We start from the raw sequence: 10,973 nt of genomic DNA on the forward strand, positions 1-10,973 counted from the left end.
ATCCCCTCGTATCCCCTCGTATCCCCTCGTATCCCCTCGTATCCCCTCGTATCCCCTCGTATCCCCTCGTATCCCCTCGTATCCCCTCGTAGATCTAGCTTTCGTCCTGCTGCGGTTCCGCTTCATCAACAAACGCCAACCCCGGCGGGGTATCCCTGATCGAGATGGTGGGCATCGGCGCCGTCTGGCCGAGGAGCCTCCAGCGGGAGGCACGGGCGGCACCAGACTTCTCGATCAATCCCAAAGTCTGCAGATAGCCGAGGTGCCGGAGCAGGTGGGCATTGGAGATCGGCGCCGTCAGCTTGGCCTGAAGCGCAACGGACGAGGAGGGGCCGAATTCGGAGATCAGCGCCAGAAGCTCGCGCTGCAGTTCGGTGAGTTCGTGCGACACGCGCGTGGGGGGCACGTAGGCGTGCGGGAACAAGCGAACGAGAAACTCCCCACCTCGCTGGTGGAACTCAGGGCGAATGAGGCCGGCGCGTTGGGTGAGCTCGTTGATCTTGATGGTCCCACGGCCCCACTTCTCAATGATGCCACGCCGATAGAAGACGGAAGCGATCGTCGGATTCCAGGGGAGAGACGGGTGCGGCGTCAGCAGATCGGAGGGACGGAGGCCAAAGCGCAGCGGGCCGGTGCTGGAGATCTCCAGCCGGTCATCGAACAGGGCGATTCCCACGGAGCCGCCGTGGATGGCGTAATCGCGATGGCAGAAGGCGTTCGCGAGCGCCTCGCGCAGGACGACTGGGGGGTAGAGCGGATCGTCCACGCGCTCGAAGATGCCGGGGATGATGCGCCCGGCCACCGGCAGGTGGTCGATGAGGAACTGCTGCGCCTTCATGAAAAGCTGAAAGGCGTTCCCCGTCTCCTGGCGGGTATCCACGAACTCCTCGATGTCGCGCCCGCGGAACCGGGCCATCCGCAACGTGCACTGCGGGAACAGCGGCACCAGCCGGTCGCCGCGGCCGAACAGCACCAGCGCTCCGTTGAGCAGCTTGCCGTCGCGCAGCAGGCCAAAGCCCAGCAGCAGATCCTCAAGCCGGCGCGTGAGCGGGTCGGCCATGCGATTGCGGCGGATGGCCTCCTCGGTGGTCCGGATCACCTCCTGCTCATCCAGATCGTCGAAGCCGACGTCGAGTGCGATCTGCGTCTCCCAGCGCTTGGAAGGATGCATCCGCTCCACCACCCGCTGCTCGTAGTGCTCGGACGCCATCTGCACGGTGGTGGGGCCCACGCGCACGTAAGGCCGGCCGTCGTACGTGTACGGGCCCTCGCCGCGCGGAACGCGGATGAGCACCACCGCGCGGCCGTCCGGCAGGTGCACGGTTTCGGGCGAGAGCAGGGGCTGCGGCTCGATGCGGCGGATCTCGCGAGCCACGTCTTCCAGCGTGCCGGACGTGATCTGCTGGCCGACGATCCGGCCGTCGTCGGTGACGCCGAAGAGCACGAAGCCGCCGTTGCCGTTCAGCATGCCGCAGGCGGCCTTGGCGCCCTCGGTTCGCTGCCCGGTGGAGAGCTTGAACTCCGCCTGCGCGGATTCGCCGCGCGCCACGACGCGCTCGACTTCGCGCAGCGTGGACTCGTTCGTTTCGTCGAGGGAGTCGAGGACGGTGGACAAGGGCGCCCCGGGTCGTCAGGTGGGCACAGAGGCTTCGTTCACTCCGTACGATTACACGCACGCCACAGATCGCGCAAGTGCTTTGTTTTGTAGCACATAGATCGTGACGCAGGTGGAAAGTTGTGCGCGCTCCTCAATGGACACAGGCGGGCAGACGCGTCCACCTGTGGCGGATGCGGAGCGAATTGTACGGCAGGTGGCGGATGGGGATCTGGAGCGAGAGAAAGCGAAAGGCGCACCCGTGGAGAGGTGCGCCTCGTGCTTTTTGATTCGAACGGAGGGCTACCGTGACTCGTCCACCTCGGCGGTGACGCCGAGGTCGGCGAGGACGGCGGCGAGGTCGTAGGCGGCGTACTCGTCGTCCAGCTCAAGCTCCACGTGCTCGCCGGTGCGGGCGCGCTCCACCACGCGCTGCGCTTCGGGGAGCGGAAGGCCGGTGTACTGCTGGACGGTCTGCGCCAGCGAGTGCACGCTGATGGTGGAGCGGACGCGCTGCAGGGTCACGCGCGCCATCAGCCCACCGCCTCGAGCGCCGCGGACAGGTCCAGCGCGCCCTCGTAGATCGCCTTGCCGATGATGGCGCCGGCGATCCCCCGCCCCGCGCGCGCGGCTTCGGCGACGGCGTGCACGTCCTGCATCCCCCGCATCCCGCCGGAGACGACGACCTCCGCGCCGGCGTGCGCGGCCAGCTCGGCGGAAAGCGCCAGGTTGGGCCCCATCATCATCCCGTCCCGCTCGATGTCGGTGTGGATGATGGTGCGCACGCCCAGGTCCACCAGCGAGCGGGCGAGGTCGAAGAGGTCCGTGCCGCTCTCTTCCGTCCACCCGCGCGCCGCCGGCCGCCGCCCGCGCGCATCCAGCCCCACCGCGATGCGCTCCGCGCCCCAGCGCTCGATGGCGCGGCGGACCAGGTCCGGGTTCTCGATGGCCGCCGTGCCGATCACCGCGCGGGCCACGCCGGACTCCAGCACCTCCGCCAGGTCCGCCTCCGTCCGCAGCCCGCCGCCCGTCTGCACGCGCACCTCGATGCTCGACGCCAGGTCGCGGATGAGCGGGCGGTTGCCGCCGTCGCCGAACGCGGCGTCCAGGTCCACCACGTGGATCCAGCGCGCGCCGGCGGCGACGAAACCGGCGGCGACCCCGTGGGGATCGCCGCCGTAGACCGTCTCGCGGTCCGCCCGCCCCTTTTCCAGCCGCACGCAGCGCCCGCGGCGCAGGTCGATGGCGGGATACAGGGCGAAGCGGCCGCCTGGATTCGTTTCGTCAGCCACGCTCGTTCACTCGGGAAAGCATCCGGGACCGGCGTCGCCGGCCTTGCAGCGCCAGCGGTGAACATGCCGGGCCACCGCTCGGCGCACAAGCCCGCGGCCGGCGAGGGAGGGCCTGCGCCGGGCCGGCTCGTACGACACGCCGCGAACGCCGGCCGAATCTCCAGAATCGCCGGGTCAGGTGGGGGCCTTGGCCCTGAATCCGACCTGCGAGCCGGCGTAATCGACGAGGATGTCGTTGAAGAGCGCCGAGATCCCCCCGATGTTCATTCCCTGCCGGCCCATCATGAAGGCATTCGTCTGGCACAACACGGCCGTGAGCCCCTTTGCCGGCGCGGGCAGGAGAGCGGGGTCGATCGTGTACGAGACGGACGTGGTCCCGTCGCCCAGCTGCAGCCCTATCTGCCCGCTGATGCACTGGCAATTCAGCGAAGTGGACGTCCACCCCGGGCAGGCGGCCGGATCGCCCCACGTCGTCTGATAGACGTATCCGTCGGGATCGCTCAGGAACACGGGCCCTCCGCCGGTATCCACCATCGCGATCGGCGCGCTCACGGAGCCCGGCCACGGGGTTCCGGTTCCCTCAATGCTCAGGCTTTGCGGAATCACCGCCATCCATTCGAGGTTCTGAAGGGTCTGGAGCACGGTGTACCCGGACGGCTGCGACCTGTACAGGACCAGAAAGGAGTTGCTGACGACGGTCGGCGCCCCGTCCGCGCCGAAGATCTCCTCGGCCGAGGCGTAGCTGAACTCCGCGTACGGATAGTCGGTGTTGTAGGACAGGGGCGCCTGCATCACGAGACCGGGCACCCCCGACGGGGTGTTCCATCCGTTCGCCGACCACGGCGTGGGGCGTCCCGCGCCAAAGTTGGCCGTACGCGAGCCGCCTGTACATGCATAGAACACGCAGTCCGGGATCGTGTACACGCCGCCGTCCGAGGTGGGAAGCAGGATGGGACCCTTGACGATGTTCGCAGGGCTGCCCCAGGGCTCGCGTCCCGCGCCCAGGACGGTGTAGCCCGGGAGATCCTGGATGTGCTCCCAATACGGAACGATCAAGGTCGAATTGCCGGAATCGACGATCAGGCTGGTGAGGCTCCCGGTATCGTCGCCATTGAACCGAATGCCGACGTACGCATCGAAATTTCCGGCCTGCGAGACGGTCGTGAGGTCGATGGAGACCGAATCGCCAGCCGGCGCAGGGGCCGGGGCCGGGGCTGGCTCCCCCTGTGCCTTCCTGGCTTCGGCAATCAGAACGAATTTCTGGATGACCGCCGCCCTGTGCTCGTCGGACAGCGGAACGGCGGCATGCAGCGTGTGTGGTGAGAAAATCACGGGCGTCCTTTCATGAAGTGTGTGAGCAAAAACCAGCGAGCTTCATCGAAATCCGGCTTTCCCCGCCCGGCCCGAGGCAAAGCGGCGGCACACCCCGCAGGATCCGCCGCCGCACTCCGCCTCCGGGTCCCCCTGGCCTGCCCCAGACCGCCTTCAGCGCCCGCGCCGCGGGCCCGTCACACGCGGCGGAAGAACGCCGGCCGGCCTGCCCCGCGCCTCAGCCACGCTGGCGCGTCCTCGACGTGTCCGGGCGCGGATTGGCGGCCAGCAGCGGGCCGGACGAGCGCTCCATCGCCGCGATGCGCACGTCGCGCTGGGCGCGGAAGCGGCCGCGGGCGCCGCCGGGAACCGGGTCGCCGGTCAGGTAGCGGATGGACGAGGGGTTCACCGGCCGCCCGTTCATGTGGAACTCGTAGTGCAGGTGCGGCCCCGTCGACAGGCCCGTGGTCCCCACGTAGCCGATCAGCTGCCCCTGCCGCACCCGCGTCCCCGGGCGGATGCCCGCCGCGAAGCCGCGCATGTGCGCGTAGCGGCTGGCGTAGCCGCGCTGGTGGCGAATCTCCACCACGTTGCCGTATCCCCCGCCCCAGCCGACCTTCTGGATCACCCCGTCGCCCACCGCGCGGATGGGCGTGCCCTGCGACGCCGCGTAGTCGATGCCGTGGTGGGCGCGCACGCGGCGCAGGATGGGGTGGAAGCGGCCCGTCGAATAGGAGGAGCTGATGCGGCGGAACTCCAGCGGCGCGCGCAAAAAGGCGCGGCGCAGCGACTCGCCCTCGCCGTCGTAGTAGTCTTCGGCGCCGTCCACGGTGAACAGGTAGGCGTCGTGCGGGGTGCCGCCGATGCTGAACTGCACCGCCAGCACCTTCGACGTGCGCGCGGTGCCGTCCGGGCGCACCATCCGCTCGTAGAGGATGCGGAACGCGTCGCCGGGGCGCAGGTCACGCGAGAAGTCCACCTTCCACGCGAAGATGCGGTCGGCCAGGATGTCGGCGACGGCCTGGCGCTCGGCGCGGGGAACGTCGCCCTCGCCGTCCATCAGCGCCTGGTACAGCGACTGGCGGACGGTGCCCGCCAGCACCGCCGTGTCGGCGCGCACCGGCACCTCGCGCACCTCCGCCGCCCACCCCGCGCCCGCGCGGCGAAAGGCCAGCGAGCGGTCCGCGTCCAGCCGCGTGCTCATCCCCCGCACCCGCCCGTCCCGCAGCGCCATGCGGTACTGCACGACCAGGCCCGGGCGGATGGAGCGCGGGTCCGCGATCTGGCTGAGCTCCGCCAGCAGCGCCCCGGCGGCGTCCGAATCGAGCCGGGTGCGCGCCAGCAGGCCGGAAAGCGTCTCGCCGCTGCGCAGGGTGTCGGCCAGGGCCACGTCCACCGGTGCGGCGCGGAAGGCCGCCAGCACCGAAAGCGGCTGCGGCGCCTGCGCGGCCTCGCGGCGCTCGGCCACGCGCTGCACGCCGACGGAAACGCCCACGGCGCACAGCGCGCCCACGGCAAGAATGCGATAGGGTCTGGCCATCCGTCTTCCTCTTCTGGATTACAGCGGTTCCCGAATCGAGGATCAGCGCTCGTGCGGGGGTACAACGAAGGCCCTCCCCGTCTCGCGAAGGAGGCGGGGAGGGCCGGGTGGGGCGTCAGTCCATCTGCCGGCGGATGAAGGTGGGGATCTCCAGGTCGCTGGGCACCTTGGGCTCCGGACGGGGCGGGAACTTGTGGACCGGGGTCCCCGTCTGCTGCACCGTCTCGGGGCGCGGCTCCGGCCGCGGCGGCTCGGGGCGCAGGGGCTCGGCTCGCGGCTCGGCGCGGGCGTCGCGCGGCTCGAAGGCCGGGCGCGGCGGATAGGCCGTGCGCGTGCCCGCGATGTCGGCCGGGCCGCCGGTGCCGGTGCGCTGGCCGGTGCGGAAGTCGGCGCGGATCACGTTGTCCATCCGCGGCATCCGCTCGGCCACCGGCGCGGTGTCGCGGTCGAAGCCGGTCGCGATGACGGTGACGCGCACCTCCTCCTTCATCGACGGGTCGTGCACCGCGCCGAAGATGATCTCGGCGTCGTCGCCCGCGGTTTCCTGGATGATGGACGAGATGGTGGTCACCTCGTCGATCGCCAGGTCCATCCCGCCGGTGATGTTGATGAGCACGCCGGCCGCGCCGCTGATGGAGATGTTGTCGAGCAGCGGCGAGCTGATGGCCTCCTGCGCGGCCTCCATCGCCCGGTTCTCGCCCCGGCCGAAGCCGGTGCCCATGAGCGCCGCGCCGCGATTCGACATCACGGTGCGCACGTCGGCGAAGTCCACGTTCACCTCACCCGTGACGCGGATGAGGTCCGAGATGCCCTGCGTGGCGTGCAGCAGCACCTCGTCCGCCTTCTTGAGCGCGTCCTTGAACGACGTCCCCTTGCCGACGACGGCCAGGAGCCGCTCGTTGGGGACCACGATCATGGTGTCGGCGGCGCGCTTGAGCTCGGCCAGGCCCTGCTCGGCCTGCTTCATCCGCTTCTTGCCCTCGAACATGAAGGGCTTGGTGACGATGGCGATGGTGAGCGCACCCATCTCGCGGGCCATCTCGGCGATGAGCGGCGCGGCGCCGGTGCCGGTGCCGCCGCCCATGCCGGCGGTGATGAACACCAGGTCGGCGCCGTCGAGCGCCTTGCGCATCTCGTCGCGGTTTTCTTCCAGCGCCTGCGCGCCCACCTCGGGACGGGCGCCGGCGCCCAGCCCGCGGGTGAGCTTCTGTCCGATCTGGATGCGGACGTCGGCCTTGGAAAGCTTGAGGACCTGGGCGTCGGTGTTCACCGAGATGAAGTCGACCCCTTCCAGGTCTTCCTCGATCATCCGGTTGACGGCGTTTCCGCCGCCGCCGCCCACGCCCACCACCTTCATGCGGGCGTTCTGGGTGCTCGTCTCGTCGTATTCGAAGACCATGTGCGCTGGGTCCTCCATCAGGGAGGGACGGGCGTTTGAGAAGAAAGCGAGATCAGTATGCCGAAACGTCCGCGTGGAGCTCAGAAGAAATCCGAGATCCAGTCACGCATCCACTTGATGACGCCGTTGACCGAAGCGCCGGACATGGCGCTCCCATCGGGTGCTTCCGAAACGAGGCGGCGCGAGCCGTAGACGGCGAGTCCTGCAGCGGTCGAAAACTTGGGCCGCCGGACGGAATCCGCAAGGCCGCCCAGCCCTTCGCCCGGCACGCCGATGCGCACCGGCGCCGCGAATCCACGCTCCGCCAGCTCCAGCACCCCCTGCATGGAAGCCCCGCCGCCGGTAAGGACGATGCCGCCGCCCAGCTGGCCGCTGAACCCGCCGCGGTCCAGCTCGGCCGCCACCAGGCCGAAGATCTCGTCCATCCGCTGCTCGATGATGTGCGCCAGCAGCTCGCGCGCGACGTGCCGCGTCTGCCCCGCGGCGCCGGCGGGGATCTCGAAGGTCTCGTCCGGCCGCACCAGGTCGGCGCGGGCCACGCCGTAGCGCTCCTTGGCGCGCCCGGCCTCGGCGTACGGCAGCGACAGGCCCTTGGCGATGTCGTTGGTGACCGTGGCGCCGCCCCAGGGAAGCGACACCATGTGGCGGATCTTGCGCTCGTGGAACACGCAGACGTCCGTGGTCCCCCCGCCCAGCTCCACCAGGGCGATGCCGATCTCCTTCTCGTCCTCCGTCACCACGGCGAGCGACGAAGCCAGCGGCTCGAGAACCAGCTCGGCGACCTGGTAGCCGGCGCGGGTGACGGCCTTGCGCACGTTCTGCCCAGCGGTGGCGCTGCCGGTGACGATGAACACCTCCGCCTCGAGCCGCGTCCCCGCCATCCCGACGGGGTCGCTGATGCCGCCCTGCGCGTCGACGATGTACTCCTGCGGGATGGCGTGCACCAGCTCGCGGTCGCCGGGGATGACCACGGCACGCGCCACCTCCTGCACGCGGTCCACGTCGCCCGCGCGGATCTCGCCGTCGCCGCCGGGGCCGCGCCCCACCGCGACGACGCCCGTCGACGGCCAGGCATGGATGTGCTCGCCCGCGATGCCGGTGTACAGCTTCTGCACCGTGACCCCGGCCATCAGCTCGGCCTCCTTGACGGCCTTGCGGACGGACTCGGTGGTGGCCTCGATGTCGGTGACGATCTCGCGCCGGATGCCGCCGGTGCGCGCCTGCCCCACGCCCAGGATCTTGACCTGCGCGCGCTGCGGGGCGTCGCCCGTGACCTCCGCGATGACCACGGCGGTCTTGCTCGACCCGATGTCCAGCCCTGCGACGATGGTGGGACGCATGGATTCAGGCTTCGTGCGGCTGCGGGTCAGGATGCGGGCACGGGTACGGGCGCCGGCGCGGGCTTTGGAAGCCGCACCACCACCTGGTCGGCGAAGCGGGCGTCCACCTGCGCGCGCCCGCCCTCGGGCACGCGGCGGGCGACGTCGGCCAGCGCGGCGCGAAGCTGCGTAAGCCGCGGCTCGGCGGCGCCGGCCGGGATCAGCACCTCGGCCCGGGGATGCGCCAGCACCAGCCGCGTGGCGCCGTCCGCCCCCGCACGAAGCTCGGAGACGCGCGCCATCAGCATGGGGTCGGCGTCCGCCAGGCGGCCGGCCTCGGCCAGCAGCCGCAGCGTGGCGCGGTCGCGGACGCGGGTGGCGGTGTCGGGCGCGGTGCCGGCCAGCGGCAGGTCGACCGGGACGCGCGCCGGGTCCACCGGCAGGATCTCGCCGCTTGCCGTCGCGGGGCGCAGCGTGCCGGCGGCGACGAACGCGGCCGGGCGCTTTTCCGTCACGCGGATGCGCAGCGTGGCCGGGAAGCGGCGGACGACGGTAGCCTCCGCGATCACCGGATGCCGCTTCAGCGCCGCCTCCCACGCCGCCGGGTCCGTCCACACGCTGGCCCCGATGCGGATCCCCGACGCGGCCACCACCTCGTGCGGCGCCAGCAGCCGCGAACCCGCCACCTCCACCCGGTCCGCGTCGAACAGCGGCACGCGCATCAGCGCCGGCGGCCCCCAGTACGGCGCCGATCCCGCCGCGGCGGCGACGAGGCCCAGGAGAGCCAGACGGGCGCGGCGCCTCATCGTCCGGCTCCGGAAGGGGCGCCGCGCAGCATCCCGATCAGCTCGCGCGCGGCGATGTCCAGGTTGCCGGCGCCCATGGTCACGCACAGGTCGCCGGGGCGCAGCTCGGCGGCGACGGTATCCACCACGTCGGCGCGGTCCTGGATGTAGCGCACGTCGGCGCCGGCTTCGCGGGCGTGGGCCAGGATCATCTCGCCCGTCACGCCCTCGATGGGCTTCTCCCGCGCGGCGTAGATGTCGGTAAGGAACAGCACGTCCGCCTGCGCCAGTGCCTGGCCGAACTCACGCGCGAAGTCGCGGGTCCGCGAGTACAGGTGCGGCTGAAAGCAGAGCACCAGCCGGCGGTCCGGGTGCCCGGCGCGGGCGGCGGCCACCGTCGCCTGCACTTCCGTGGGATGGTGCGCGTAGTCGTCCACGAACAGCACGCCCTCGGCCTCGCCCAGCGTCTCGAAGCGGCGGTCGACGCCGCGGTACGCCGCCAGCCCCTGCGCGATGGCCTCCCACTGCACGCCGAAGCGGCGGGCGACGGCCACGGCGGCGAGGGCGTTGCGGACGTTGTGCAGCCCCGGCGCGGCCAGCTGCGCCCGGCCGAGGACGGTCCCGCGCTCGCGGACGACGAACGACGAGTCGCCGCCGGACGCCTGCACGTCCTCGGCGCGGAGCATGGCGCCGGCGTTCACGCCGTAGGTGACGATGCGCTCGGGGCCGCCCTGCAGCGTGGCGGCCAGCCGCGACGCGCCGTGGTCGTCGGCGCAGGCGGCGATCAGGCCGTCGGCGGGGACGGAGTCCACGAAGATGCGAAAGGCTTCTTCGACCGCGTCCAGCGAGCCGTAGATGTCCAGGTGGTCGGCTTCGAGCGTGGTGACGACGGCGACGGTGGGCCGCAGCTGGTGGAACGAGCGGTCGTACTCGTCGGCCTCGACCACGTACACGCTGTCCCCGCCGCGCCGCAGGTTGCCGCCCCACGCGGGCACCCGGGCGCCCACGAAGCCGGTGGGGTCGAGCCCGGCGGCGGCCAGGACGCCGGTGGTGAGCGTGGTGGTGGTGGTCTTGCCGTGCGTGCCGGCGATGCCCACCACGGTGGCGTGGTTGACGATGGCGCCCAGCGCCTGGGCCCGCTTGAGCACGGGGATGCCGGCGGCGCGCGCGGCGGCCAGCTCCGGGTGGTCGGCGGGGACGGCGGCGGTCATGATGAGCGCCGAGCACCCCGCCACGTGCGCCGGGTCGTGGCCCTGGTACACGACGGCGCCGCGGCTTTCCAGCAGCTGCGTGGACGGGCCGGGCGACGAGTCGCAGCCGGTGACGCGCGCGCCCTGCAGCAGCGCCATCTCGGCCAGCGGCGCCATGCCCGCCCCGCCGATCCCCATGAAGTGCACGGGGCCGCGCTTTGCCAGCTCAACCAGGTCGAAGTCGGTGCTCAATGTAACGCAGGCCCCACGTTGAAGAAAGAACACCCGGACGCTGTTTCGCGCCCTCTTCTGCTACCTTCTGCGACAAACATCCGTCTCCGGCGCGTCTCCGGACGACTCCTCGCGGGCGCCCCCTCCGCTCGCTCAGGCTCGCACCTCCCCCAAAACCCCTGGGGGAGGTTGGGATGCCGACGGATCGCGGCTCGGCGAACGGGATCTCACTGCGCCGGCCGGGGTGCCCCTCCCCCGGCCCCTCCCCGTTCGTTCCTCACGGAGAGGGGAGAATTCGATCCCGCTCCGGAT

General features: G+C 71.2%; 9 protein-coding genes. All 9 read right to left on the reverse strand.

The genetic code is table 11. The features are described 5' to 3' along the window. Positions 1-94: 94 nt before the first annotated feature. The 9 genes from VGC13_RS30060 to murC all read right to left on the reverse strand — a co-directional run bounded on the left by VGC13_RS30060 (position 95) and on the right by murC (position 10,682). Entirely contained in the window at positions 95-1,615 is a 1,521-nt protein-coding gene (locus tag VGC13_RS30060) for an ATP-binding protein (RefSeq protein WP_331129038.1), read from the reverse strand. Between the two features lie 282 nt (positions 1,616-1,897). Beyond that, entirely contained in the window at positions 1,898-2,128 is a 231-nt protein-coding gene (locus VGC13_RS30065; protein WP_331129039.1) for a hypothetical protein, read from the reverse strand. After that, entirely contained in the window at positions 2,128-2,886 is a 759-nt protein-coding gene (gene hisA / locus VGC13_RS30070; protein ID WP_331129040.1) for a 1-(5-phosphoribosyl)-5-[(5-phosphoribosylamino)methylideneamino]imidazole-4-carboxamide isomerase, read from the reverse strand. The genes VGC13_RS30065 and hisA overlap by 1 nt, the downstream gene beginning before the upstream one ends. A 174-nt stretch (positions 2,887-3,060) precedes the next feature. Continuing rightward, on the reverse strand, positions 3,061-4,218 hold the full coding sequence (locus VGC13_RS30075; RefSeq protein ID WP_331129041.1) for a hypothetical protein: 1,158 nt from the start codon (positions 4,216-4,218) through the stop codon (positions 3,061-3,063). Positions 4,219-4,435: 217 nt separating this feature from the next. Beyond that, positions 4,436-5,737, reverse strand: coding sequence for a M23 family metallopeptidase (locus tag VGC13_RS30080; protein WP_331129042.1), 1,302 nt, complete (start codon positions 5,735-5,737; stop codon positions 4,436-4,438). A gap of 115 nt (positions 5,738-5,852) precedes the next feature. Continuing rightward, positions 5,853-7,136, reverse strand: coding sequence for a cell division protein FtsZ (gene ftsZ / locus VGC13_RS30085; protein WP_331129043.1), 1,284 nt, complete (start codon positions 7,134-7,136; stop codon positions 5,853-5,855). 80 nt (positions 7,137-7,216) lie between these two features. Beyond that, positions 7,217-8,476 (reverse strand): cell division protein FtsA, encoded by a 1,260-nt coding sequence (gene ftsA / locus VGC13_RS30090; RefSeq protein WP_331129044.1) that lies wholly within the window; start codon positions 8,474-8,476, stop codon positions 7,217-7,219. A gap of 26 nt (positions 8,477-8,502) precedes the next feature. Then, positions 8,503-9,261, reverse strand: a complete 759-nt coding sequence (locus VGC13_RS30095) for a cell division protein FtsQ/DivIB (RefSeq protein WP_331129045.1) — start codon at positions 9,259-9,261, stop codon at positions 8,503-8,505. Next, positions 9,258-10,682 carry a UDP-N-acetylmuramate--L-alanine ligase gene (gene murC, locus VGC13_RS30100; protein ID WP_331129046.1) on the reverse strand — a complete coding sequence of 475 codons (1,425 nt, stop codon included), beginning with the start codon at positions 10,680-10,682 and terminating at the stop codon, positions 9,258-9,260. Before murC ends, VGC13_RS30095 begins: the two co-directional genes overlap by 4 nt. Positions 10,683-10,973 lie beyond the last annotated feature (291 nt).

Source organism: Longimicrobium sp., assembly GCF_036399255.1.
Lineage (GTDB): Bacteria > Gemmatimonadota > Gemmatimonadetes > Longimicrobiales > Longimicrobiaceae > Longimicrobium.

Excerpts from the sequence above, each read along its gene's own strand:
- VGC13_RS30065 (WP_331129039.1), bottom strand. The coding sequence starts at position 2,128 with ATGGCGCGCGTGACCCTGCAGCGCGTCCGCTCCACCATCAGCGTGCAC.
- VGC13_RS30080 (WP_331129042.1), bottom strand. The coding sequence starts at position 5,737 with ATGGCCAGACCCTATCGCATTCTTGCCGTGGGCGCGCTGTGCGCCGTG.
- ftsZ (WP_331129043.1), bottom strand. The coding sequence starts at position 7,136 with ATGGTCTTCGAATACGACGAGACGAGCACCCAGAACGCCCGCATGAAG.
- ftsA (WP_331129044.1), bottom strand. The coding sequence starts at position 8,476 with ATGCGTCCCACCATCGTCGCAGGGCTGGACATCGGGTCGAGCAAGACC.
- VGC13_RS30095 (WP_331129045.1), bottom strand. The coding sequence starts at position 9,261 with ATGAGGCGCCGCGCCCGTCTGGCTCTCCTGGGCCTCGTCGCCGCCGCG.